The sequence below is a fragment of the Paenibacillus montaniterrae genome (genome assembly GCF_018403185.1).
Taxonomy (GTDB): Bacteria; Bacillota; Bacilli; order Paenibacillales; family Paenibacillaceae; genus Pristimantibacillus; species Pristimantibacillus montaniterrae.
The window spans coordinates 153,742-179,535 of sequence record NZ_BOSE01000010.1 but is presented as its reverse complement, the minus strand read 5'-3'; the positions used below and the strand labels follow the sequence as shown (position 1 = coordinate 179,535).

19 protein-coding genes are annotated in these 25,794 nt (G+C 45.9%); 4 read left to right on the top strand and 15 right to left on the bottom strand.

Annotated elements, in window-relative coordinates; genetic code table 11:
• Positions 1-316: 316 nt before the first annotated feature.
• From KJS52_RS22080 to KJS52_RS22060, 5 genes are all read right to left on the bottom strand, one after another.
• Positions 317-1,036: a YidH family protein gene (locus tag KJS52_RS22080; protein WP_213519457.1), complete on the bottom strand. Its 720-nt coding sequence runs from the start codon at positions 1,034-1,036 to the stop codon at positions 317-319.
• On the bottom strand, positions 1,036-2,163 hold the full coding sequence (locus KJS52_RS22075; RefSeq protein ID WP_213519456.1) for a hypothetical protein: 1,128 nt from the start codon (positions 2,161-2,163) through the stop codon (positions 1,036-1,038). Before KJS52_RS22075 ends, KJS52_RS22080 begins: the two co-directional genes overlap by 1 nt.
• A gap of 44 nt (positions 2,164-2,207) precedes the next feature.
• Positions 2,208-2,708 carry a hypothetical protein gene (locus tag KJS52_RS22070; protein ID WP_213519455.1) on the bottom strand — a complete coding sequence of 167 codons (501 nt, stop codon included), beginning with the start codon at positions 2,706-2,708 and terminating at the stop codon, positions 2,208-2,210.
• The gene (locus KJS52_RS22065; RefSeq protein WP_213519510.1) at positions 2,705-3,265 is read right to left on the bottom strand and encodes an RNA polymerase sigma factor; all 561 of its coding nucleotides are present in this window, start codon (positions 3,263-3,265) and stop codon (positions 2,705-2,707) included. The genes KJS52_RS22070 and KJS52_RS22065 overlap by 4 nt, the downstream gene beginning before the upstream one ends.
• A 180-nt stretch (positions 3,266-3,445) precedes the next feature.
• Positions 3,446-3,970: a YwhD family protein gene (locus KJS52_RS22060; RefSeq protein ID WP_213519454.1), complete on the bottom strand. Its 525-nt coding sequence runs from the start codon at positions 3,968-3,970 to the stop codon at positions 3,446-3,448.
• 103 nt (positions 3,971-4,073) lie between these two features.
• On the opposite strand from KJS52_RS22060, the gene KJS52_RS22055 reads away from it, so the two are divergent.
• Positions 4,074-6,104 (top strand): M1 family metallopeptidase, encoded by a 2,031-nt coding sequence (locus tag KJS52_RS22055; protein ID WP_213519453.1) that lies wholly within the window; start codon positions 4,074-4,076, stop codon positions 6,102-6,104.
• A 176-nt stretch (positions 6,105-6,280) separates the two neighbouring features.
• Positions 6,281-7,111 carry a hypothetical protein gene (locus tag KJS52_RS22050; RefSeq protein ID WP_213519452.1) on the top strand — a complete coding sequence of 277 codons (831 nt, stop codon included), beginning with the start codon at positions 6,281-6,283 and terminating at the stop codon, positions 7,109-7,111.
• 160 nt (positions 7,112-7,271) lie between these two features.
• On the opposite strand, the gene KJS52_RS22045 is transcribed toward KJS52_RS22050, so the two are convergent.
• The 4 genes from KJS52_RS22045 to KJS52_RS22030 form a co-directional block, all read right to left on the bottom strand.
• Positions 7,272-8,027, bottom strand: coding sequence for a response regulator transcription factor (locus tag KJS52_RS22045; protein ID WP_213519451.1), 756 nt, complete (start codon positions 8,025-8,027; stop codon positions 7,272-7,274).
• On the bottom strand, positions 8,009-8,401 hold the full coding sequence (locus KJS52_RS22040) for a Fur family transcriptional regulator (RefSeq protein ID WP_213519450.1): 393 nt from the start codon (positions 8,399-8,401) through the stop codon (positions 8,009-8,011). Before KJS52_RS22040 ends, KJS52_RS22045 begins: the two co-directional genes overlap by 19 nt.
• A gap of 684 nt (positions 8,402-9,085) precedes the next feature.
• Positions 9,086-10,537 (bottom strand): cardiolipin synthase, encoded by a 1,452-nt coding sequence (gene cls, locus KJS52_RS22035; protein WP_213519449.1) that lies wholly within the window; start codon positions 10,535-10,537, stop codon positions 9,086-9,088.
• Between the two features lie 32 nt (positions 10,538-10,569).
• Positions 10,570-11,454, bottom strand: a complete 885-nt coding sequence (locus KJS52_RS22030) for a M15 family metallopeptidase (RefSeq protein WP_213519448.1) — start codon at positions 11,452-11,454, stop codon at positions 10,570-10,572.
• Between the two features lie 214 nt (positions 11,455-11,668).
• On the opposite strand from KJS52_RS22030, the gene KJS52_RS22025 reads away from it, so the two are divergent.
• Entirely contained in the window at positions 11,669-13,549 is a 1,881-nt protein-coding gene (locus KJS52_RS22025) for an LTA synthase family protein (protein ID WP_213519447.1), read from the top strand.
• A gap of 72 nt (positions 13,550-13,621) precedes the next feature.
• Here KJS52_RS22025 and KJS52_RS22020 read toward each other — a convergent pair whose 3' ends face one another.
• From KJS52_RS22020 to KJS52_RS21995, 6 genes are all read right to left on the bottom strand, one after another.
• Positions 13,622-14,683 carry an asparaginase gene (locus KJS52_RS22020; RefSeq protein ID WP_213519446.1) on the bottom strand — a complete coding sequence of 354 codons (1,062 nt, stop codon included), beginning with the start codon at positions 14,681-14,683 and terminating at the stop codon, positions 13,622-13,624.
• Between the two features lie 15 nt (positions 14,684-14,698).
• Positions 14,699-17,821 (bottom strand): MMPL family transporter, encoded by a 3,123-nt coding sequence (locus KJS52_RS22015; RefSeq protein WP_213519445.1) that lies wholly within the window; start codon positions 17,819-17,821, stop codon positions 14,699-14,701.
• Between the two features lie 19 nt (positions 17,822-17,840).
• The gene (locus KJS52_RS22010) at positions 17,841-18,290 is read right to left on the bottom strand and encodes a MarR family winged helix-turn-helix transcriptional regulator (RefSeq protein ID WP_213519444.1); all 450 of its coding nucleotides are present in this window, start codon (positions 18,288-18,290) and stop codon (positions 17,841-17,843) included.
• Positions 18,291-18,512: 222 nt separating this feature from the next.
• Complete coding sequence (locus KJS52_RS22005) at positions 18,513-20,510, bottom strand: ABC transporter ATP-binding protein (protein ID WP_281425675.1); 1,998 nt, start codon at positions 20,508-20,510, stop codon at positions 18,513-18,515.
• 21 nt (positions 20,511-20,531) lie between these two features.
• Entirely contained in the window at positions 20,532-22,277 is a 1,746-nt protein-coding gene (locus KJS52_RS22000) for an ABC transporter ATP-binding protein (RefSeq protein WP_213519443.1), read from the bottom strand.
• Positions 22,278-22,750: 473 nt separating this feature from the next.
• A complete protein-coding gene (locus KJS52_RS21995; RefSeq protein WP_213519442.1) occupies positions 22,751-23,278 on the bottom strand; it encodes a YceI family protein in 528 nt (175 codons plus the stop codon).
• A 207-nt stretch (positions 23,279-23,485) separates the two neighbouring features.
• On the opposite strand from KJS52_RS21995, the gene KJS52_RS21990 reads away from it, so the two are divergent.
• Positions 23,486-25,783, top strand: a complete 2,298-nt coding sequence (locus KJS52_RS21990) for a sensor histidine kinase (protein WP_213519441.1) — start codon at positions 23,486-23,488, stop codon at positions 25,781-25,783.
• Positions 25,784-25,794 lie beyond the last annotated feature (11 nt).

The following is a 25,794-nucleotide window of genomic DNA, read 5'->3' as shown; positions in this document are numbered from 1 at the left end:
TACTATAAATTATGTTAGATAAGTTAACAAAGTTAAATAACCATCAAATAAGCGTATTCAAATGATATTATCTTTCATTTTCTATATTTTTCTTTAAATTAATACGCTTTTTATTTTTGTATTCGGCTTATAATCATTAAGAATTTATTTATTAACACTTAACAAATCTATTAATTTGCGTTATATTAATTGACACACACTTTACTTTCTATTAGGTCAGGATAAAAAAAGAGCGGCTGTCCAGAAAATCCCTAAAAAGGCTACAAGTGAAGGTTGCACTAGCCTCTCGATTTTCAGACAGCCTCAACAGGCACAACTACTCTTCTACTTCCAGGTGGTCAGGCAAGTTCAACACAAGCTGACTGCGAACATAGCTGGAAGCAAAGTGATTGCTTTCATACTCCAAATTTTGAATGAAAATGTACAGCACATTGCCGACCTGTTTAGTCTTTAGCAGCTGCTGATCGGCCAGCTTAACCGGATCACGCGCTTCATACTGTACAGTGCCGAGCAAGGAAATTTCATTAATGTCAGGCTGCTGCCGAACTTCATAGCCCAGCTGACTTCTTATGACAACCTTTTCTATCGACTGATCGCTCAGCTCTGCGCTTTCTTCGATATAAATGCTGCGATCTTTTATGTTAAATGCCTCGTTAACCTCATCCAGCACACCCGTTGAAAGAACAGCAGCCAAAATAAGTGCTCCTACCCCTACACAGCCAACAAAAAACAAGCTGAGCCAGTTGTATTCTATTTTGTATTTGCGTGAAAATCGTGGAGCATGGATAATCATCAGCTCTAGTCCCAGAACAATAAATATAATAGGCGCCAGCCACAGCAGCAGCTCGTAGGCTGTTACAGCCTGCCATAATGAAGCTGCAAAGGCAAGACCAATCCCGATTAATGTTATCCCCATGGAGTAGGTGCCAATTTTCCATACTCTGTCCTTGAGCAGTATATTTTTATCATCTTCCATTGTATGGTGCCCGGATGTTTGCTGCCGGGAAGTATGCTGCTCCGAATAAGAAGTCTGCATTACTGTTCCCCCTTATTCCTATATTTTTTGCTGGAGCCGGATGTTCCAAACAACAGCTTGATGCCCAGCAAAATTAATATAAACGCGATCACGACCGTCGGCAGCATATATTTAATTTCGTAATATTGCGACATCCATGCAGGAAAGTAGTGTTCGATCCAGCTTCTTGCCACCCGATCCAGCAAATAATAAATGCCGACTACTAACAGTCCGGCGCCAATCCAGCGCTGATATGGAGCAATTGACATAACGATAGGATCGTCCTTGATCTGATCTTCATCAAGCCTGCGCAGTTGAACCATTACATCAAAAAATGCATAGCACCACAGCATCGGCAGCAAAAATAAAAATAATGTCAAGCGAAGCTGATCCATAATAAATACCCCTAGCAAAAACAAGCCCATTAGCTGCAGGCCGCGCTGCTGCAAGCCGATATATAAATGTCCCGCGCCGGGAAAAATCGACAACACCATCGCTGCGCCGCGGCTTTTTTTGCCGCTTGCCAGGTGCTGCTCAATGTATACAAATAGCGACTGGTCTACCAAATCTTCTCCTTTTTGCTTGCGGTTAAGCAGGCTCATCGCATCAAATATGCCGTAAATCCATATGATGGGCAGTGCCAGCCACAGTATAAGGAGTATTGGCGCGTCCAGCACAACAGCGGTAAACAGTACAATACCAAAGCTTGCTGCGAATGTAATCAACAGGGTGATGCCGCGCTGTAAAAGCCCCATATACATATGACCCAGCCCCGGCACAATGGACAGCATCATCACCTTCGCTTTTTCCTGCTGCTCAATATAGGTCAGCGGGTCGGCCTCCACCATTATGCCGTTGTGCAGCTCAGCTTGCGGTCGAAAGGCGCTATGCTTGCCGCCTGCAATGGTAACCAGCATGTCGAGAAAATTAATCGCGCCGAAAAACACCGAAATCAATAGCATCACAAAAATGAATGTTTCATCAGTATAGCCTTCCATTAATGCGATGAGCAGCAGAAAAGCGATTGGAGCCGAGAATCCGCCCGCATATAATATAAAGCGAAATACTCTGCCGATATAAAGATGCCCGACTCCGGGAATAAAAGATAGCAAAAATGCTACCAGTGGGCTTTTCGCCTCCGTTCTCATAATTCACTCTCCTTGTCTACATGTTATCTTTATTCATTCTCAAGCTATTTATCAAAGCGGATCGAATGAAGCTTTTCAATCCAGCTCTTCGCTTTGTTCATCCAGCGCTCTGAATTGGAATGCTGATCGAGCTCCTCTTCAGATATTGGATTCTGCTCATCATCAATTTTTTGCTCAATCTGATGCTGCAGCCGTTGTTCTTCCAGCATTGATAAAGAGGACGAAATATAGCTTAAAGCACCCGAACCAACAAGCAGTAATGTGATGGCGGCTGCGACTGCAACTTGAGCAAATGGATGCTGAATCCATTTTCGCTTCCCGCGCTTTTGCTCGGTTTGAATGATTAGTGAAATCTGTTCAGCAGCATGTTCAGACTGAGGAATAGAAGAAAGCTCCTCATGGCAATTCCAATATATAAATCGCTCCAGACAAGTCTCGCACAACTGAATCTCCAGCTCGACCCGCTGCCTGTGATGATCGGATAATTTATTCCTAATATATAATTGCATTTCTTCATCCGTAATGTGCAGCTTCGCTTCCTTCATTCAAAGTCCTCCCTTCTCCAATGCCGCTTTAACCATAATCTCGCACGATAGAGGCGCGATTCAACTGATTTCTTTTCCAAGCCATGCTGAACTGCAATTTCCTCGTAGCTTTTTTCTTCCATATAAAAGGATTGGATCACTTCCCTGTAATGCTCGGGCAAATGCTCCAGCTCCTCCTTTATCATCGCTTTTCGTTCCTGCAGCAGCACCTGCTGCTCGAGCGAAAGCGCTTCATTCCATTGCTCTTCTGCCTGCGTATGGAAATCTTCCTCATCCTTTGCAACGATCACCTTTTGCCTGTTCTGCTTTCGGCGTGCATCAATCGCACGATTAACGGTTATACGCGTAATCCATGTTTTCAAGCCTTGATTGCGATACTCGGGGAGAGCACGATAGATTTGAACAAACACTTCCTGCGCCACATCTTCAGCATCCTGATGATGATGCAGCACTGCATAAGCCGTTCGGTATACATAGTCATAGTATGACTTAACAAAATCTTTATAGGCTGCCGCACCACCTGTAAAAATTTTGTTTAACCACTCCTGCTCATTAATCTTGCTCTCCCCCCTTTCTCATCGTAATAGACGAATCTCAACACGAGTACCACTGCGCATTTTTTCAAAATAAATAAAAAAACTTCTTTTGCTTAAGGCTGCTTGTGCTTTCCTTAAGCAAAAGAAGAAGTAGAATGCGCTATGATGATACAAAACGATACGAATGCTGGACGAAACAGATTATTCGGCAAGCAAGCTTTTAAGCTCCTCTGGCGAACGATCCCACCATTCAATATTATGCTCCATTAGCAGCTTGCGCAGTGCTGCTTTTTCCTCCGGGCCTATATTATCAAGCATAAAGCGGCGCTTAATCGCAGCATCAAGGCGATTGACATGGTCGGCAAGAATTTTCCAGCCTCGTCTAGCCTCGCTGTCAATTAGCATTTCACAGGAAGTTGCGCCAGCATAGTAGGCACCTTCCTCTGAACGTTCAACCGCTACCCATACAATCCAGCAAGGGCGGCCATTGGGCGTATCCTCTTTGTTGGGCGTAAACTTAATGCCGCGCTCGATTTTGCTTTTGGCATGCATAGCGCCAACATCAATATAAGCAACGCCTTGATCAATCATAACACAAGCTACATCACTTAAATCGATAGAGCCTGCTCCAAAGCCTTTATGTTTTTTATTGCCCACTACGTTCAGAGCAAGATTTTTCTTTTCCTTTTTCTCTGGTTGTGCGGATTGATTTTTATCTTCAGTCACTTTTCTCACACCTTCCCATACAATAATTCTATTTTAGCTAATATTATTGGAAAAGCCAACATATACATGCTGTAGATGCTTGTCAACGGGAGGGAATCATACGATGTCTGAAAAGCCACACTCTTTTCTATTGCTTGGTTTACTCATTGTTGTATTCTTGTTTGCTACTTGGCCGTATCAATTTCAGCATGCATGGCAATCAGGATATACGTATGCGCTGACGCCAGTCAACATAGAAGCGGCGCCTGCAATGGCTGCTGTTGCTTCCAATGAGTCCAAGCCCTCTACCTCGCTGCCGATTAACCATGAATTAGGAACTATTAGCTCTCAACCGGCGCTAAGCGAGCGTATCGTTAACTATCACATACAAGTCAGTCTGAATGAAGAGCAACGCATGTTAGAAGGAGAAGAAATTTTCACCTGGCGCAATCCAGGCAAAAAGCAGGTAACCGATCTCTACCTGCATTTATATGCCAATGCCTTCCAATCATCAGAAACGACCTTCATGAAGGAGTCTGGCGGCAAGCTTCGTTCTGATCAGGCAACGGCAAACAGCGAGGGCTATATTAACCTGACAAGCCTTGAAACGCTTGAAGGGGAAAACCTGCTGCCGCGACTAAAATACGTTTCGCCTGATGATGCCAATGAACAAGATCGGACCGTCGCTACCTTCCGCCTGATCGAACCGCTTGCGCCTGGCGAGGAGGTTACGCTGCGGCTCAAGTTTGAGGTCAAGCTTCCAGAAGTTTTTGCGCGTATGGGCTATTTCGGAGATTTTATTATGGCCGGACAATGGTTCCCTAAAGTTGCCGCATATGAAACTGCCGGCACGAGAAACCGCGCAGAGGAAGGCTGGAATGTACATCAGTATCACGGGAATTCAGAGTTCTACAGCAATTTTGGCGTCTACAGTGTAAAAATCCACGTTCCTGAGCATTATGTCGTAGCAGCGACAGGCATGCAGACAAAGGTTGCCAATCTTGGACAAGGACGCAAGGTTGTTCATTTCTATGCCGAGGACGTGCATGATTTTGCTTTTGCGCTTTCGCCTGACTTCATTACGCATGAAACCTCCTTCTCAACTGAAAGCATACCGGGCGTAAAGATCAAGCTTTATGTCGATCCGGAGCATGAATCGTTGGCAGAGCGGTATTTGCACGCCGCCAAATCAGCACTCGCTTATTACGGCAAGCATTACGGCAGCTACCCATACAACACGCTTTCGATCGTGGTTCCGCCACGAGGCGCTTCCGGGGCAGGTGGCATGGAGTATCCGACACTCGTTACAGCACTGGCTGCTGACGAAAAAAGTCCAGGCTATGAGCTGGAGCGGACGGTTGTGCACGAAATCGGACATCAGTACTGGTATGGCATCGTCGCCAACAATGAGTTCGAGGAAGCTTGGCTGGATGAAGCCTTCACATCATACGCCGAGGAAAAGGTTATGGAAAATGCGTATGGCGTCACTACCAATCATCGTATTGAAGCCGTCTATTTGACTGACCCTGCACCGCTGAAGCTCAATGCATGGGAATATAAAGACCATCAGCATTATGCTGAAAATGTGTACATGCGTGGCAAGCTGCTGCTGCTCGACATTGAACAAATCATCGGCTCTGATCAAATGAACCGGGTCATGCGCAGCTATTTCCAGGCCTACCGCTTCAAGCATCCAACAACTGCGCAGTTCCAGGCGCTGCTTGAGCAAGTAACGAAGCAATCATGGCAGGACTATTTTGACCGTCATGTTTACTCCAGCGAAACCAATGATCTGGCTGTTACGAAAATCGAAGCGCGGCAGAAGGAAGAAATGAACAAGCAGTTTTATGAATACACCATCCTGCTGCAGCAAAACAGTGCAGTGAACCGCAATGTGCCGATAGAACTGGTATATGCCGACGGCTCGATCGTACGCAAGGCGTGGCAAATTGGTGAGGAAGCTAATGTTCACTTTGTCGAGCGTTCAGAGGTGCCATTACTTTATATTCAACTCGACCCTGACCAAAGCAATATGCTGGACACTAAGCTTAATAACAATTTTATTCGTGCAGAGCTGCCGGAAAAGGAACGCAAGTCGGTAGCCATTACTACGACTTCCTTGCTCGATGCTCTTCTTCGCTTGTTAAGCTGGTAGAGCATATCCAAAGGATTACATGAAAAGTTTAAGCTTATGCTTCCGATGTACTTTTCATTTACAGGAAGCATATCCAGTTGATTACATGAAAAGTTTGAGCTTATGCTTCCGATGTACTTTTCATTTACAGGAAGCATATCCAGCTGATTACATGAAAAGTTTAAGGAGGTGATTATATGTCTCAAAAGCTGCGTCAGGGCTGGAGCATTACAAGGCGGCATTTCAAAATTATTGTGCTGAACTTTATGTATCAAGCAATCTGGGGCATTGTGCTGTTTCGAGCTATCGACCATATCGTAACGCCGCTGCTACAGCGTTATCCAGCTGTCTCGATGAATGCAGACGCGCTGCAGTTATTTTGGGCGGAGATTCAATTCCAGCTGCTGAAAACAGATATGATTGTGCCTTATTTGTACGCATTAATCGCGCTGCTGGCGTTGCGTATGCTTATTACTCCAATTCTACAAAGCGGGATTTACTATAGCATACATGGAATGAGCAGCGGCGAGCCGCATACCCGATTCCGCAAAGGAATTGCCGCTTGCTGGAAGCCAATGACAATCATCTATTGGATAAAGAGTGTTGCAATTATCGCGCCATTCCTATGGCTTATTCGTCCCTTGTTCTCCATTCAAGCCAATCCATCAGCCGTGTACGCGATTTTACAGAAGCCTGGCTGGGTTTGGCTGCTGTTTCTGCTGTGGGTTGTCACAATTAGTCTAATTAGCTACTTAATTCAGCTCGGCATCGGTGCCCAGCTGTCGCTGCTGGAATCGCTGCAAAAAGGCATGAAGCATGTCGTTAAGGTAGTTGTCATTGGCGCTGTTATTGTGATGATGTACGGCCTGATTAGCCTGTCCGTCCATGCTCTTTCGATGATATGGATTAGCTTGATTAGCTTTATTCTGTATCAGCTGCTGCCACTGCTGCGCTCTATCTTTAACTTCTGGCTCGTATCCTCGCAATATGCGACGATTGGCCATGATCTTAATTCTTCACCGCAATAAGCAGTATTCCTCATATATAGCAAATGATCAGCATAATTCCGCTTATACAGTAAAAAGAGCATTTCTTATCCGCGGCCGCGGGCAAGAAATGCTCTTTTTCGTATTTGAGCAGCTGCTATGGAGTTGCAGCTGAGAAATGGCTATTGCGCCGCTCTGCATTTTATTGATCAGCCAAACGGTAGCCGACACCTCGCACCGTCGCGATATACTTCGGATCTACAGCACTGTCCTCGAGCTTTTTACGCAAGCTTTTAATATGCACATCCACAACATTGCTGCCCGCATAAAACTGCAGCCCCCAAATAATATCTAGCAGCAGCTCTCTTGTTTGCACGGAGCCGTCCGAGGTTAGAAAGTGCACGAGCAAATCATACTCTGTTTTCGTCAATTCAATTCGCTCGCCTTCCTTGCTGACAATCATCCGCTTCAGATCGACCTTAAGATCCTTATACAGCAGCACATCCTGCAAGCTGGTCAGGCTGGCCTGGCTCTCAAGCAATCGATTGATCCGCTCTATTGCCTGTTCAGCCTCAGCTGGCCATACCAACCACTCGCTTCCCGTCACCCCTAGCTGCTCACGCTCGTTAAAGGCATGCTCATCCAGCAAAATAAGGAGTGGAATATGATTGTTAACCACATTGCGCAGCAGCGCTTGATCTCGCTTCAGCTGCTCCAGCTCATGCGAGGAGTTCATCATCGGCAAGGCATCATAGATGATCAGCTCCGGCTTGAGCGATGACAGCAAGCTCTCGTTAAATTCATGCAAGGAAAAAACATCAAAGCAAGCAATCGAAAGCGAAACGAACAGACCATTCACTCGTTCAGGCAGCGGACTAACGAGCATAACTCGCTTCGTCAAGTTGCATACCTTATTGTCTTCGAGAAGTCGATCAGCGTCTATTGCTTGGTCGCGCATTGCTCACACAACCCTTCCATCACAATATGGGGATGCTGAATGCGGTATTTCGTTTGCTCGGAAACTTGATCAAGCCATGCCTGCGGAATATCTACAAGAACCTCCTCTACCTTGCCGCAGGAGGTGCATACAATATGCTGATGCTCCTCCGTACGCGCATCATAACGACTTACCGATTCGCCCAGCTTCAACTCCTGGATCAACTGAACCTCAGTTAAATAGCGTAAAGAGTTGTATACCGTACCATAGGCAAAGTTAAAGCCTTTTTCGCGCAAACGCTCAATAATATCAGCCGCAGTAGGATGATCATGTGATTCCTGAACGACTTCAAGAATTGCTCTTCGCTGTACCGTCAAATTGAGTTTTTGAGCCATAGTTTTGCCGCCTTTCAAAATATTAGACTTAGTATAAATCTAATTAGAGGTCACGTCAATGCAATAAACTTCCTGAATGCATCATTCGACATCATTTCCCAGGAAATAGTATAAAAGCTGCGTCAATCGCCATATTTTGCGCGACAATTGACAGCAGCATATCAGCGCTCCGGAGCTAAGCATCCTACAGTCGCTTTTTAAATCGTAATGCTCTCATATTGGAATTTGTAAGGTAGCATTACGATGTTAAAGGCGACCCACTGCGTTTTTCGGATGCTTAGCTCCTCCGCTGTAGCTTTTGAGTGCTGGACCAAGAAGATGGTACGATACTAGATGGAGAGGAGCGCAGCGTAGGCACAAAGCTACGTGAGCACCTAAAATGTTTCCGTAGGAAACATACTACAGAAGCATAACCTTTCGCTAGCGTCCAAGATTCGCCGCCGACTAAGCGACAGAGAAGTTACATCGTCATCAAAGTCGGATTTTTAAACATCCTCTCTTCCAATAAAAGTTTAAAAATTCGGCTTTCAGGACCAAGAAGCTTGGACGCTAGTAGAAAACGAGGAGCGCAGCGTAGGCACAAAGCTACGTGAGCACCGGAGTTTTCGCTAGCGTCCAAGATTCGCCGTCGAATCCACGACAACGCAATTACATCGTCATCAAAGTCGGATTTTTAAACCACCTCTAAAGGATTGGGCTTAATAGTCTTGATATCGACTCCTTAAACCGATTAAACAGCGGCCTCCGCTGATACTCCTCTAGAGTAAGCAAATGAGAGGCCTTCATGTCTTCGATAAAGATATTTTCCAGGCGGGTGGCTACCTCTTGATTATAAATAAAGGCGTTCATTTCAAAGTTGAGCTTAAAGCTTCGTATGTCCAGATTTGCCGTGCCGACTGAGGCGACCATGCCATCGACAACCAAGGTTTTGGCATGGAGAAAGCCAGCTTCATACAAATAAATTTTAATTCCGCAAGAAAGCAAATCCTCCAAATAAGACTGCGTCGCCCAAAATACGAAGAAATGATCCGGCTTGCTAGGAACCATAAGCCGAACATCCTTGCCGGACAGTGCCGCCGTTCGCAAGGCGTTAAGCAGGCTGCTGTCGGGAACGAAGTATGGCGTTTGCAAATATACGGTCTGCTTTGCTGCGTAAATCATTTTTATATAGGAGTTTTTAATTTCCTGATATTCAGAATCAGGTCCGCTGGCGACAACTTGAATGCCGATATGATTGGAAGGCTGTGGATAATCACTTGGAAAATAAGCAGGGCTAAATTCAATCTTGTTGGAAGATGCCATGCTCCAATCAATAATAAATTGGGCCTGCATTTGCAGAACGGCCTCTCCTCTAATCCGCAAATGAGTATCTCTCCACTTGCCAAAGTGCTTGTTCAAGCCCAAGTACTCATCGCCAATGTTAAACCCTCCGATATATCCAACCTGTCCGTCCACCACGACCAGCTTGCGGTGATTGCGGAAATTTATTTTAAAGTTCAGGTAAGGAATGCGTGACGGAAAAAACGCAGCATCCAGCCCGCCCGCCGCACGAAATTCTTTAAAGAACTTTTTAGGCAGATTAGAGCTTCCTATATGATCATACAAAAACCTGACCTCTATGCCTTCCCGCGCTTTTTTCGTCAACGCTCCCATAAGCCGTCGTCCCAGCTCATCATCCCGAACGATGTAATAAACGAGATGAATATGATGCTGGGCTTGTTCAATATCTTTAATTAAAGCATCAAATTTTTTATTGCCATCGGTGTAAATATCGACTTCATTGCGCGAAGTGAACAGCGAGTAACCCGTTGTAAGATTCATCGAAATAAGGTCCGCATAGTGCTCAACCTCAGGCCCTGCAAAATCCAATTCGCCCGATTTGAGCTGCCGATGCTGCTCCTTAACCAAATCACTGATCATGCTTGGCGTAATCCCTAACAGCTTGGCGAGCTTGCGCTTTTTAAATTTCTGACCAAGGATAAGGTAAAGAATGAAGCCTACAACAGGAATAAAAAATAATACCATTACCCATGCCCATGTCGAACTAATATTGCGTCGCTCAAGAAAAATGATGGCCATGGCAAGAATAATATTAAGAATTGTAATGATCATATAAATCTGCTGCCAGATAATCATTCACTAATTCTCCTTCACAGGTAGGATGCAGTTCAACGCTTTACTGGCTCGGCACCGTAATACTCTTCCAAGGTTAAACCTTCTTCATCAATTTGCTGTGCCAGCTCCACTCCTACATAACGCAAATGCCAAGGCTCATATTTATAGCCTGTTATATCCTCTTTGCCCTTAGGATAGCGAATGATGAATCCGTAGTCGGCAGCATTGTTTTCCAGCCAGATCGCTTCTACTGTTCCGCCGAAGCAATCCTGCGCCGCGCATTTGCCGTCGCTGCTTGTTACGTCAATTGCCAGTCCTGTCTGATGTTCACTGGTGCCAGGCTCTGCACTGTAGGTTTTTGCTTTATCATAGCCGTCTCGCTCGACATAGCGATTGAACAAGGCGGTTTGCGTGCTCTGTGAACGATAGCCGGATACACCAGCCAAATAGATGCCGTCCACCTCGGCTGCTTCAAACAGCTTTTCGAGCGCCTCTGCTGCTTCCTCGCGCAACATTCGTTTTTCGATCTTTTCTTCAAAAATAAAGCGGACATTCGGATAAACGAGATCCTCTGGCTCGTAATTATCTGGCAGCTTGTAATTCGGATTAACGATTACACTTATGCTTTCTGCATCTGTATCCGGTTCAATCTGCTGCGGCTGATCCGGTTCTTCTGTTGCTGGCTGCTCCGTAGAATCAGGTTCATTAGTTGCTGGCTGCTCCTCCTGCTTGCCTGAATCAACTGAATCAGTAGGCGTTGGATTATCTTGTCCATCAGGTGAAACTTTATCAGGCGTTAACTCGTTATTAATATTATCTTCCGACTCACTTACAGGAATATCTGCCGTTTGTTTCTGTTTTTGATCTACAAAATAAACCACTACTGCGATTAATATGGCTAGAGATAGTAAAAATAATAATAGCTTGCCTAATTTCATGTCTATGTTGCCTCCTTGTGCGATCACCCGAAAAGCCGAGCACATTTAAGAAAAGTGCGGCGATTCTTATTATTTCGTTGCTTGCTTTGCTAAATTGTGAGCAATTTACAATTAATTGATTTTGACATTGCCGACACATAACAGCATAATAAGTAAGTATTATATCATCTATGAAGCTTTCATGAATATATAAGTTAGATGAAGGGTAGGATGTATGGTGTTAAACGATAGCTATAAACGCCTTCTTAGTATGCGGCCGATTTTATTCTTTTCGTTGATCATGCTGCTAAAAAGTGCTTTGGCTTGGTTCGTCATTTTTGAGAATGGCGCGTCTTGGGCACTGCTCTTAAAAGAGCTGCCATTTGTGCTTATTGTTTTCTGTTTAATTGAAGCTTTCGCGAAGAAGAGAAAGATGCTTTATTATTTGATCGCGAATTTGCTCATGACTACTATTTTATTTGCCGTGATCATGTATTACAAGTACTATGGTGTCATTGTAACATACTTTGCACTTGCACAAGTCAATCAAGTAACTGCGGTAAAAAATAGTGTGTTTTCATTGATGGATCCATACTTCTTATTTATTTTTACAGATATCGTATTTTTCGCTGTCCTCTTGTTTAAGAAAAAAGGCGATATGGACTGGAAGATGAAGGTTAACAAGCCTAGCAGCCGCAAGGTAGCGCTGTCGATTATGACTGTTTCGCTAATTGCTTGCTTATTTAATATCGTGCCAAACCGCGCAAGCATGAATGAAATCGTAAAAGCTGAGCAAATGGGCATTCTAAACTACGAAGCATATATGATCTTTTCTAACAAGGATCAGGAATTTGTTGAACCAGAAAAAATTACCCAGCAAACTATTTACGACATTAAAAACATTAAGCCGTCTGAGCAGCCAATACTAAAGGGCTCGGCCAAGGGCAAAAATCTTATTATCATCCAAATGGAATCATTGCAAAATTTTGTTGTTAATCTTAAGGTTGAAGGACAGGAAATTACTCCGAATTTCAACAAGCTGATCAATGAGAATTATTATTTTAATAAGTTTTATCAGCAGGTAGGTCAAGGCAATACATCCGATGCTGAGTACGTTGTCAATTCGTCGCTTTATATTCCGCCTCGCGGCGCTGCTACTCAAATGTATGCCGATCGCGAGCTGCCTAGCTTGCCAAAATTGCTTAAGCAGCACAATTACGAAAGCGCGACGTTCCATACGAATGTCGTAGAGTTTTGGAATCGCGGCGAGCTGTACGAATCACTAGGCTTCGATCATTATTATGATGCTAAATTTTTCGGCGAGGAAGATACCGTATTTTTCGGTGCATCCGATGATGTGCTTTATCGCAAAACCGTCGACAAGCTTGTGGAAATGGATGCAGCAGACAATCCGTTTTATGCTCAGGTCATTTCGATGACTGCGCATCATCCGTACACAATGCCGGACGACAAAAAGCTGATCACATTGCCAGAGCGATATGAAGATACGCTTGTTGGCGACTATCTGATTGCACAAAATTATGCCGACAAGGCGCTTGGCGAGTTCGTCGAGGATTTGAAGGAAAAAGGCTTATGGGAAGACAGCTTGATTGTTATTTATGGCGATCATCTCGGCTTGCCAATTTACTCGCTTAATTCAGGCGAGCTTGAGCTAATGAAGGAAATTTATGGACGTGACTACACGTATACCGATATGATTAATATTCCGCTCGTTGTCATTAATGATGGTGTTACGGAAGGCAAGGTTTTTGAGCAAATTGGCGGCCAAGTCGATCTATTGCCGACAATTGCCAACTTGATGGACATTTCGCTTGAGGATCAAATTCATTTCGGACAGGATATATTCAATAACGAGGATAATCTATTGCCACAGCGCTACTATTTGCCAACAGGCTCATTCCTGACTAGCGAGGAGCTGTTCCTGTCAGGCAGCGGCTACGATGATGGCAAGCATTATTCGCTTTCTGGCAGCAGCTCAGAAAACGGAATCGCAACCGAAGAGGAATTCCAGCGCGCGCTAGAGCTATTGCAGCTGTCAGACAGCTACGTCAACAGCCTGCCGCTTAAGCCGGATGAAGTGAAAAACACAGATTAATAGGATGCAAAAAAACGGGGTGTTCAAAGAGTCAGTGAAAGCTGACTTTCTGAACACCCCTTCTTCTTTAAGCTACGACTGTTGCTCGCGATGCAGCTCGTAGTAGAGCTCCTCGCCTATCATAAAGGCTTTAATGTCATCACTGCTTGACAGCAGGGAGTATCCCAGCATGAGCTTGGTCAGTGCCGCTTCAGGCCCGATGCCTGGCAGCAGCACAGCACCCGCTTCCAGCAGCGCAGTGGTCGAAGCATACTGCGCTTCACTTTCGCTTTTGACCGGCGTCAAGTACACGTCGATGCCCTGCTGCTTGCAGCGGCGGATAAAAGCGGGCAAGGATGCCGAGCCTTGCGGCAGCGAGCAAGCCGTAGCCGAGTGGTACAGATCATGTACGATCGCCTGCGGTTTCCGCTGCTCCCATTGATAGTAGTCATAATTCAAGCCCGGATAAGGCTTAATATAAAGGATATCGCTAGCCAATTGCTGCAATTCAGCAAGCTCATCGACCCAGCGATGCTGAGCCGGCGCCAGCTGAGCAAGAGAAGGATTGCGCGCGTCTGCCTGTGGAAGCAGTTTGCCTTCCTGCAGCGTGCCAAGCGTCAACTCGTACGGGCTGCGAAACTGGTCGGTAAAGGTCTCGCATTGCATCACTCTTGTCGCCAGGTAGAGCTTGCTCTCGCCTTTGTCATTTTCATATACGACGAACACGCCAGCAGGCGCCTCCTGCTCGATCCATTGCACCGCCTGTCTGAAATTGCGCATGCCGTTGGCGCGCTCATCCTCCAGCGGATAGTTGCTTGCTATTAACACAATCGGAATTTGCGTCGCTGACAATAAGTAGCCAAGCATCGCCGCACTGTATGCGAGCGTATCGGAACCATGCGTAACAATAATGCCCGCATATTGTTCCTGCGGTATGCTGCGAATGCTTTGCGCCAAGCTCAACCACTGCTCTACCAGCAAATTTTCACTTAAAATGTTCATTGGCTGCATCGAATCGAATGCCGCCTGCCCATCATACAGCTCCCTATACTGCTCAATGATCGTATAAGAGCCTGAGCTATTCACATCAATGGCATGCTCTTGTTTCGTGCTGCCAATCGTTCCTCCAGTAAACACAACCATGACTGGTTTCATCCATGCAACCCTCTTTTACTTTTTGCCTACAAACGGCCACCAGTTATATTTCCCAAATAGCTTTACGGCTACAGGTATAAATAATGGTAGCATAATTAGCGCGTACAATAAAAGTCCGCACAGGACAAGCGTCGCAATTTGCAGTAAGCTCATAACTCCCGAAGGCAGCATCGCTGCGAATGTACCGCCCAAAATAATCGCCGCAGACATAATGACTGAGCCCATGCTTTTCATTGCCTCGTGAATCGCTGTTGCAGGCGGCATATCGGCATTTTCCTTAAAGCGATCCATGAGGAAAATACTGTAGTCAACACCTAGCGCGATCAGCATAACAAAGCCGAAGAACGGCACGGCCCAGCTTACGCCTGACAAGCCGGCAATATCTACAAAGATTAGCTCGGTTACAGCCAGCGAGGTCGTATACGTAATAAGCAGTGACAATACGACATAAATCGGAATAACAACAGAACGGAACAATAGCAGCAAAATAATAAAAATCCCGATCAGCATTAACGTTACAGTACGGGAATAATCCTCGCCGCTCATTTCCTTCAAGTCATGGTTCATGCTCGTCACGCCGCCGATCTGAACCTCAGCGTCTTCATGCTCAGTTCCAGCCAGCTGCTGCTCTACAGTTGCAGACAGTCCTTCAATTACATCAATGGAGGCCAGTGAATAAGGATTATCCTCCATAATGACATCTAGCGTAATAATACGGCGATCCTCGGACATATACTGTGCCAGCACTGGCTCGAAATCTTCACCTGTAATGACTTCAGGCGGCATATACCACCCAGCCAGCTGCTTGTCTGGAGCCTCAATCAATCCTTGCAAATAAGCCTCCGCCGAGCTAAAGCCGTCCGTGACTTGACCCAGACCATCAACGCTTTGCGCCAAGCCCTCAGTCAATTCCTCGAGCTGCGTTTGGATATCGACAAAGCCCTGCTGCAGCTGCTCGCCGCCAACAGCTATGCCGCCAAGCCCTTCAGCTAATTGCGGTACTTGCTCGCTGCCCTGCTTGGAGCCTGCCGCAAGCTGCTGCAGTCCTTGACGCAGTGCGCTCATCCCGCTTGTCACTTGCTTCATGCCCTCTGAAAAGGCCTGCTGTCCGCCGCTAGCAGCCTCCAGGGCTGTATTCGCCTCGCTAAAGCCGTTGAGAATGCCCTTCAAGCCTTGATTCAGCTCGTTCATGCTAGCTGATAACGCAGCCGCGCCGCTTGACAGCTCTTGCAGCGAGCTCGCAAGAGCAATGTAGGTTGGATCCTGCTCAAGCTCAGGATGCTGATCCTTCAATGCTTGCATGCCTTGCTGCACCCCAGTTAGTCCTGTAGCGAGCGCTTCCTGCTGCTGTGCAATTGCGGTATAGCCAGTTGACAGCTCCTGCGTGCCGGAATAAAGCTCACGATAGCCCTGCAGCAATTGATCGCTTGCATTGGCCAGCTGAGCCGCATTAGTTTCCAGCTCTTTAAGACCTGCTTCCAGCTGCTCGGCAGACTGTGTGCCTTGCTGCATGCCTGTGCTCAGCTCAGTCAGTCCCTTCGACAGCTCATTAACGCCTGCCTGCAGCTGCTTGCTGCCTGAAACAAGCTCATCCGCTCCTGTAATTGCCGTATCCAGCTGCGGCGTATGCTCGGATAGCGCCGTTTCTGCTTCAGCCAAGCCATCTCTTATTTCCACCAGGCCGTCCTGGCCTTGCGCCAAGCCGTCCTCAAGCAGCTCCACCTGATCGGCAACAAGGAATTCTTCCATCTCCTCGCCTAACGGTCGCGTTGCACTGCGCACAGCGGATATGCCTTCCTGCTGCAGCAACGCGCGTGATGTCCGCTCAATAATCGACATGCCTGCTGAGTTGTCAAACGGCTTATCGCTTTTAATGACAACCGTTGTTGGCATCACTTCACCAGGTGCAAAATTGTCGGCGATAATGTTAAAGCCTTTAACCGAATCGTATTTTTCACCGATTTCATCGAGTGAATTGTATGAAACAAGATCATCCTTCGTTAACAGCAGCGGCACAATAATAATCGCTACAATTAATAAGGCTGCCATTGGCCTGTTTAACGAAAATGCGCCTACTTTATCCCATAGCTTGCTGTGGCCATGCTCCAGCTTGCCCTTCATCGGCCAGAACAGCTTGCTTCCGAGTACATAAAGGAAGAATGGAACAACCGTATAGATCGCAACCAGCATAACGGCAATGCCGACTGCTACCGCTACAGCCGAGCGGTACAATATAAATGTAGAAAATCCGATCGCACTGAAGCCAACGAGCACCGCAATGCCAGAAACGATAACGGTGCGCCCAGCTGTGCGATATGTCACTAATATAGCTTCCTGCTTGTCGCCATGCTTGCTTAGCTCTTCCTTAAAGCGACTAATAATGAGAATGCAGTAGTCGGTTCCAATCCCGAACATAACCGCCATCATAAAGATTTGAGTAAACGTCGATAGCGGAAAATCTGCGCGATCTGCCAAAAAGGAGACTACGCCTTGCGATACAAGATAAGACAAGCCCACTGTCAATAGCGGCACGATTGGCGCGACGAGCGAGCGGAATACAAGGAATAATACAATTAAAATAAATACGATTGTTATCAGCTCGGTACGCTTAAGTCCTTCCTCCGAGCTAAGCACAACATCCTGGTTAATGAGCCAGCTACCTGTATAGTAATGTTCAACCTCGATCGAGCTTAATGCCTCATAAAGCTGCTCGACTGCTACTTCTATTTCCTTTTCCCCCAGCTGCACATCAAGCAGAACAATAATGGTCGACTCATCCTCTGACATCATCTGACTGGCTAACTGCTCGTCGTCAAAATGCGTCGTGATCGACTGTATGCCCAGCTCGTTCTGCTGTGATTCCAGCAGCTTTATAGCCTGCTTGACCTCCTCCTGCTGACCGCTCGACAAGCCGCCCTGCTCATAAAAAACTAGCGCCGTAGAGTTGCCGCCACTTGCGTCGCCGCCTTTTTCCTGCAGCAGCTTTTCAGCTAACGAGGAAGAATACTGCTCAGGTACTGTAATCTGTCCTTTTTCTCTAACCAGCTCTGCCAGGTTAGGTGCTGCGAACAGCATGACAACCGCTGCAACCAGCCAAGCGGCAAGCATTAACCATCTCGCTTTTAATATTGCCTTCAATCCTTTGCCCTCCTATCTCCTATTCCACATCATACTTCAACACTTCAGCGACATATTCAAGCACCGCAATAAATTCAAACCCTTTTTGCTCCCCGATTCTGTCCAAATAAGGCTGAATGATGTCGTAGATCGCTCTTTCTATTACTTCGCATTCACTGTAGCCTGCCTCCGTCAGCGCCAAATAGAGCACGCGCCGATCCTCCTGACTCGGGATTCGCTTAATGACGCCTTTGTCGACCAGCCTGTTACAGATGGAAGTAATTGTGCTCCTGCCAACACACAGCATATCGGCAAGCTCTGACGAAGTTACAAGCTCATTGCGCATCAGATAGCGAATAATAAATAGCTGTTCCGGCGTCATATCATTGGGCAGTGCATCTTTAACCTTGCTAAAGAGACGCCTTTCAATTAAAAACGTGGCTCGTTCATACCGCTCGACAATTTCAGCCATTACGCGATCTGACGTCATGTTCAACACCTCCTTCAAAATTAGTTTGATAATGAAACTATTCTATCACCGAATAGTTTGTTTATAGAACTATATTTACTTAGTTTTCACAAACCATTCACAATTTCAAGTGGCAAATAGGTATAGCATTCCCCGCCAAACGAAGCTTTAATATGGTTAACATATGACAAAAGCTGCTTCAAGCCTCGCACAGCATGCGATGCTCAAAGCAGCTCCTTCTGTTTATGATGAAGTTAGCGCGGGACTGCCCGCCTGCAATTGATACATTAAATAGTACTTGCCGCGCTGCTCCATAAGCTGATCATGATTGCCGCGCTCAACGATCACTCCACGGTCAAGCACGAGAATTTGGTCAGCAGCACGGATGGTCGACAAGCGATGGGCAATGACAAATGTTGTCCGTCCACGCTTTAATACATCAAGCGCAGCTTGAATAATCGCTTCCGTTTCGGTGTCAATACTTGCTGTCGCTTCATCAAGAATGAGAATAGCAGGGTCATAGGCAAGCGCTCTTGCAAATGAAATAAGCTGGCGCTGTCCTGCCGACAAGGTGCTGCCCTTCTCGATGACCTCGGTGTCTATCCCTTTAGGAAGCGACATGAACATATCGTACGCGCCAACATCTTTAAGCGCCTTAATGACACGCTCGCGACTTATCGCCGGATTGTTCAAGCTGACATTGGAAGCGATCGTGCCTGTAAACAGAAAAGGATCCTGCAGCACGATGCCCATATGCTCGCGCACCTGCTGCTTGGAATATTCGCGCAGGTCGACTCCGTCAATCGTTATGCTTCCTTGCTTAATGTCATAGAAGCGGAACAGCAGGTTCAAGATCGAGCTTTTGCCTGATCCCGTATGGCCTACCAGCGCAATCGTCTCACCTTGCTTGGCTGAGAAGTTTATATTTTTTAACACATACTCATCATCTTTATAAGCAAAGGTTACGTCGTTAAAGGCAACATCTCCACGATAGCGAGGCATATGCTGCTCATCCACCTCAAGCCCTGGCTCATCCATCAGCTTGAAGACGCGCTCTGCTGAAACGCGAGCGACCTCAAGATTGGACAGTTGGTTAACGATGCCGACAATCGGGTTAAACATCCGATTAATATAATCGACATAGGCAAACAAAAGACCTACTGTAATTGCTGCGCTAAATTGATTGTTGAAAAATAGTACAATGACAACGATATAAATAATATTACGCAATACATTAAGCAAATTATGCGAGGTAAGCGAGTTAAGGCTAAGCATCTTATTCTGATACTTGAAATAGTAAGCATTCAGCTCATCAAATTCCTTTTTCATCGCTTCTTCCTTGCGAAATGCTTGAATAATCGACATGCCTTGAATCGATTCATTGACATTCGCATTAATCTCGCTCAGCTTGGCACGCAAAACCCGGTTGTACTTCGCTGCATAACGGCGATAAATGTAAATCCAAAGGATAAGAATCGGAATAAGCGGCAGCGTAATTAAACCAAGCTGAACATCCATTATAAAGATAGCTGCATAAATCCCGATTACATAGACGATCCCCATGCTGAAGTTGGCGATAACGCCAACGTAAAGCTCGCGAATCGCTTCGGTATCATTCGTTACGCGCGAGACGATTTGGCCCGCTGCAAAATGATCATAGTATTGCACCGGAAGCCGCTGCGTATGAGCATAAACGTCACGGCGCAGCTTTTGCACAATGCGGTTGGCCGCGGTTTGCAACAGCAGGCGCTGACTGTATACAAAAATGGCCGACACGGCAAGCAGCGCCAAATAAATTAGCGCCAATCTAATAATCGGCTTAATTTCCGGCTTGTAAAATTGATAAAGCTCCTCTTTAGTCAGCTTCGTTCCTTGCTCAGATGAGCTTCCTTCATCTACAAGATAGAAGGTTAAGCCTTTCTGCTCAAAGCTTGCACGTCCCAGTGATTGCTGCTGGTCCGCAAGCTTATCCTCGCGCACCAGCCATTTATCCTGATAAGGAACAGCCTCGGCAGTTCCTTCTGCAACATAATGCCATGCTTTATTAATGCTGGTCACGTGCTGGTCAATCATTTGCTTCGCTATCAATGGACCAATAACCTCTGCACCAACTGCGATAATTAGAAATAGTAGTGCTACAATAATCGTTTTCTTATATAGCAAGCCGTACTCCAGCAGCCGCTTTCCTGTGCTGGACGCTTTAACCGGCGTTTGCTTGTGATGCTGTTCATGCATCGTCATGCATTCTTCACCTCTCTACCCCTATGAGCTCAGCTCCAGCTCAATTTGCTGACGATCAAACTGTTCTTTGTACCAGCCGCCTAAGGCTAATAGCTGCTCATGTGTTCCTTCTTCTATAATGACGCCTTCGTCAAGCACAACAATCCAGTCCGCATGCTGTACCGCTGACAGGCGGTGAGTCGTAATAATCGTCGTTTTCTGCTGACGCTCCTGCTTAATGCTATTAATAATTTCAGTTTCTGTTTTAGCGTCAACAGCCGACAATGCATCGTCCAGCAGCAGGATTTCAGGGTCTGCGATTAACGCGCGTGCTATGCTGACACGCTGCTTCTGCCCACCTGAAAGCGCCACGCCACGCTCTCCGACCATTGTTTCAAGTCCTTCAGGCAAAAAGACGATGTCCTTGGCGAACGAAGCGCGCTCCAGCGCATGCTGCAGCTCATCTTCTGTCGCATCTGCCTTGCCGAACAAAATATTATCGCGAATCGAGCGGGAAAACAAAAACGGCTGCTGCGGCACGTAGCCCATATAGCCAATCGCGTCGTTGAGCTTCAGCTCATCAATGCGGTGCTCCCCAAGCTTTAGCTCCCCTTGGCCAAGCGGGTATTCACGCAGCAGCTGCTTCAAAATGGTCGTTTTGCCGCTGCCCGTCTTGCCTACAATGCCAAGCGTTTGCCCTTGCTTGATCCGGATATTTAATGCGCTTAAATTAACCTGAGACGAGCTTGGATATTGGAATGAATACTGGTCAAAGGCAACTTTGCTTGGAGCATGATCAGCTGTAGTATGCTCTTTATCCTGCACATCCGCTTTATGGGCCAGCGTTTCGTTGACACGATCTAGCGAGGCATTACCGCGCTGCATAATATTAATAAGCTCGCCCATCGCAATCATCGGCCAAATGAGCATGCCTAAAAACATATTAAAGGTAACGAGCTGCCCTAACGTAAGCTCACTGTTGAAGACGAGATAAGCGCCATAGCCGATCCCGATCAAATAGCTGATTCCAACAATGATTTTAATAGCCGGCTCAAACAAAGCATCGATTCGCACAACGGCGAGGTTTTTATCGAGCACTTCCTCTGTTTTCGCATGAAACTTGCGCTCGCTTGCCTTCTCCTGCACATAGGCGCGAATAACGCGTACGCCCGATACCGACTCCAGCACATCATCATTCAGCTCGCCAAATGCATCCTGAGCTTCCGTAAAGCGTTGGTGAATTTTGCTGCCCAATACTGAGAGCACTAATGCGATAAAAGGCAGTGGCAGCAACGCGGCAAGCGTCAGCTTCCAGCTAATCGCTACCGCCATCATCACAACGATACAAATCATAAAGATTGTAGAATCGAACAACGTCAATATGCCGAAGCCGGCCGTATTGGAGACTGCCCCTAAATCATTGGTCGCTCTCGCCATCAAATCGCCAGTACGGTTGCGCTCGTAAAAGGATGGCTTCATCCGCAAAAAATGGACCATCAGCTTCATCCGCAATGTGCGTTCCAACACAAACGCGCCGCCAAACAATAAATAATGCCAAATATAATTTACGCCATAAGCAATAATGGTAATGGCGATCCAGCCCGCAATCATCCATTGAAATTCCTTAGACGTAAACAGGCCCTGCTGGATCCCGTCAATGACGACCCCAATTAGCCATGGTGGCAGCAAATCAACCAGTCCGATTAAAAACAGGAGGCTGATTGCCCATATATATCGCTTCCGCTCCAGCTTAAAAAACCAACCTAACTTTTTTAAAACACTAAGCATGTTGCCTAACAACCCCTTGCTTTCCAAATTAAAGCATGCAAAAAGAGCATGCCTATCGTAGGCATGCTCTTTTCCCGAAGGCCGCCGCAATCACTAAAAATGGTGACAGCTAGCCCTTATGTAAAGAAAAGGCGCATGACTACGCTACGTAATCATGCGCCGTATAGGTTTATACGTGAACGACGCGGATTACGTAATCATTTTTATTAGTCATATTAATAAAATGCATAAAGTCAATTGCTTTCATGATACGTAACCCTCCTCTCTTATCGTTAAAATCTTTTTCAACAATAGCATTGGTTAAATGTTATTGTCAATCAAATTTGTGCCGCTGGAATGAAAATATTTTCCGACAAATCCTTTTTTGAGCATCCTCTCTATATATGTAAAAAGGCTGTACCCCTCTGTTGAATGCTTCTAACAGTAGAGGTACAGCCTTGTATGGTATTTATATGATCGATCCGTTTTTCGTATTAGGCCTTTTGTGCTTCAAGCTCGATGTTGACTTTTACATCGTCGCCAATTAGTACTCCGCCAGTTTCCAGGGCGGCGTTGTAAGTTAAGCCGTAGTCGCTGCGTTTAATAACGCCTGTTGCGCTGAAGCCTGCTTTTTCGTTGCCCCAAGGGTCTGTGGAAGAGCCCTCATAAGTAAGCTTGAACGTTTCCTGCTTTGTCACGCCATGAAGCGTAACATCGCCCACTACATCGTATTCGTCATCACCTGTTTTTGTGATCGAGCTTACGACAAACGTTAGGCTTGGCGTATTCTCAACATCGAAAAAGTCTGCTGAACGCAAATGATTGTCTCGATCCTCGTTGCGAGTATCTACGCTTGCCAGGTCGATATTCACAACAACTTTAGCAGATGTCAAGTCGTTAAGATCCGCTTCGATCTCAGCGTCAAACTTGTGGAAAGAGCCTTTAACCTTTGCAATCATTAAGTGCTTTACGGAAAACTCTACAGAGCTGTGAGAAGCATCTACAATCCATTTTGTCGTCATTTCAAAAACCTCCGTATATTAATTAATTATATCAACTTACAAATTTAAAGTATGTATCATTATTTTATATCTCTATTTTCCTGTTGTCAATACTATATTTTATAAACTATACTTATTTACTAGGAATTGCGAAAATTTTGTCGATATTTGTCTTTATATCCCAATACAACAAACTTCGAACTAAAGCTAAGAATTGGAGGGATACTGTTGTCTATTCGCACAAAATTATCAGTCGCTATCTCTCTAATTGTTTGCGTTGTACTTATTCTGAACGTCTTTTTTTCACAAATTAATGCGGTTCGTGTGCAAAATGAAAATGTTGAACAGCAAATTACGACGATGGCTCAGCAGCTGGCAGTGTCAATCGAGCTTATTGAAAGCACGAATCGCAGCATTGAGAAGGAGCTGTCGCAGCGCTTAAAGGCTACCGCGCAGGCGGCAGAGCAGCTGCTTGATCCGGACATCTCCAACATTTCGCTGGAGGAGCTTCAGCAGGTGCGTGATACGCTGCAAATAACCGACATTACACTGTGGGTGCTCGATAATGGCGAGCTCGTATCCGCGCTGTCGTCCAATCCTGACGAAATTAATTTGCGCTCCAAAACATGGGATTACTGGGACGTCGCGATGAAGGATATTATCCATATGCGTCCAGTAAGTGTGGAGCAAGGTGAGCATGCTGACCATTTCTATTCCGGCCCGATTAATTTTTCAGTATCAGACCCCTCGAAAGTAAACAAATGGGGCTATTACTATTCCGGAAAAACCAATTACATGATTAATACGATCCTGAATACCGATTCATCGTTTCCTGATGGATATGTAAAGGGCAAAGAAAATATAGTAGCTGAGCTAATCGCCGAAAATGAGTCGCTGCTGGAAATTACAGCGTTCGACCCTAAATATTTTGGCAAGGAAAAAATAATTAAGCTTAAAAAAGGACAGCCGGTCTACAATCTCGATGTGCGCGATATTAAATTCGGCTCCTACGAGTACAGCAATGCTAAAAGGGACGTCAAGCTTGTCAAGCAAGCAATGCACTCCAACAGCTTTATTACATCAAATTTTGAGCTTAACGATAAAAAGCTGACGCGTACCTTTACGCCAATTGCAGGCAGTAAGCCATACGTCATCAGTATGGTTTTCGACCATGAGCAGCTTCTGTCCAGCACGACAAAGCAGCTGCTCGATCATACTGTAATCAGCATTATTTTGCTGCTTATTACGATTGCAGGCAGCTATTTAATCGCAGAGCTGCTGACAGCGCCGCTTACGAAAATTATGCTGAAGGTAAATGCGATTTCGATGAATCAGTTCAACACGCCGCTGGAGCATTCCAGCAAGGATGAGCTGGGCTTGCTTGCCTCTCAAGTCAATACGATGGGCAATAATTTATATCGTTATACAGAGCAGCTGAAGCAAACTAATCTCGAGCTGCTGAGCACCAAGCAGTATTTGGAATCCTTCTTTAGTCATACGAAGGATGCGATCCATATTATGGATTTGGACTTCAAGCTGATCCAGGTCAACAAGGCGTTTGAAGATATGTTTGAATTCAACAGCAGCGAGCTGCTCGGCCGACCGCTGTTCCCTGACTGCTCTGAGAAGCAGCGCAGCTACACCGAGCTGTTGATGCAGGTAATGGATAACAACGGCATTTCCAACTATGAAACAATTATGCATACGAAGTCAGGCAAGCCAATTGATGTCAGCATTACCCTATCGGGCATTATTGATGAGCATGGCGATACGGTCGCCTTTGCCTCGATCACGCGCAACATAACTCAGCGCAAGCAAAATGAAGAGCTGCGCCGCAACAATGAGAAGCTGTCTGCCATCGGACAGCTTGCAGCCAGCATTGCTCACGAAATTCGCAATCCGTTAACAACTGTGAAGGGCTTTTTATCGCTTAATCACAGCAACGGCAACCTTCCGGAAAAGCATGCGGAGCTTGTTATGAAGGAAATCGAGCATATGGAGCTGATTGTCAGCCAGTTTTTGAGCATGTCGCGACCGCAAATCGAGCAATGGGGACCTGTTCATGTTGAGCGGTTAATCCGTGATATAGTGATGCTGATGCAAACCTCTGGCAAGCTCGACAAAGTCGAGGTCAGCATTGACGCTCTAACGCTGCAAAGCGTCATACATGGCTCCGAGCAGCATTTAAAGCAGGTATTCGTTAACCTCATTAAAAATAGCATTGAAGCGATGCCAGACGGCGGCAACCTGTTGATTTCAATCGACAGGCAGGAAGCAGCGACCGAGCCTGCTCAGCTGGTGATCGCCATTGAGGATACTGGTGTCGGAATTTCAGAGCAAGAGCTGTCTCATATATTTAATCCTTTTTATACAAGCAAGCAGGATGGCAACGGTCTTGGTCTGCTTGTTACGCAGCAAATTGTATCCAACCATTACGGCAGCCTAAGCTTTGCAAGCGAGCTTGGCAAAGGGACAACGGCAACTGTGCTGCTGCCTGTTGAAGCAGCTGACAAATTATCAACATAAATTTTACAATT

Coding starts and splice junctions, on each gene's coding strand:
- KJS52_RS22080 (WP_213519457.1), bottom strand. CDS start 1,036: ATGCAGACTTCTTATTCGGAGCAGCATACTTCCCGGCAGCAAACATCC.
- KJS52_RS22000 (WP_213519443.1), bottom strand. CDS start 22,277: ATGCTTAGTGTTTTAAAAAAGTTAGGTTGGTTTTTTAAGCTGGAGCGG.
- KJS52_RS22005 (WP_281425675.1), bottom strand. CDS start 20,510: ATGACGATGCATGAACAGCATCACAAGCAAACGCCGGTTAAAGCGTCC.
- KJS52_RS22070 (WP_213519455.1), bottom strand. CDS start 2,708: ATGAAGGAAGCGAAGCTGCACATTACGGATGAAGAAATGCAATTATAT.
- KJS52_RS22055 (WP_213519453.1), top strand. CDS start 4,074: ATGTCTGAAAAGCCACACTCTTTTCTATTGCTTGGTTTACTCATTGTT.
- KJS52_RS22025 (WP_213519447.1), top strand. CDS start 11,669: ATGGTGTTAAACGATAGCTATAAACGCCTTCTTAGTATGCGGCCGATT.
- KJS52_RS21995 (WP_213519442.1), bottom strand. CDS start 23,278: ATGACGACAAAATGGATTGTAGATGCTTCTCACAGCTCTGTAGAGTTT.
- KJS52_RS22020 (WP_213519446.1), bottom strand. CDS start 14,683: ATGAAACCAGTCATGGTTGTGTTTACTGGAGGAACGATTGGCAGCACG.
- KJS52_RS22030 (WP_213519448.1), bottom strand. CDS start 11,454: ATGAAATTAGGCAAGCTATTATTATTTTTACTATCTCTAGCCATATTA.
- KJS52_RS22010 (WP_213519444.1), bottom strand. CDS start 18,290: ATGACGTCAGATCGCGTAATGGCTGAAATTGTCGAGCGGTATGAACGA.
- KJS52_RS22050 (WP_213519452.1), top strand. CDS start 6,281: ATGTCTCAAAAGCTGCGTCAGGGCTGGAGCATTACAAGGCGGCATTTC.
- KJS52_RS22045 (WP_213519451.1), bottom strand. CDS start 8,027: ATGCGCGACCAAGCAATAGACGCTGATCGACTTCTCGAAGACAATAAG.
- KJS52_RS22040 (WP_213519450.1), bottom strand. CDS start 8,401: ATGGCTCAAAAACTCAATTTGACGGTACAGCGAAGAGCAATTCTTGAA.
- cls (WP_213519449.1), bottom strand. CDS start 10,537: ATGATTATCTGGCAGCAGATTTATATGATCATTACAATTCTTAATATT.
- KJS52_RS22075 (WP_213519456.1), bottom strand. CDS start 2,163: ATGAGAACGGAGGCGAAAAGCCCACTGGTAGCATTTTTGCTATCTTTT.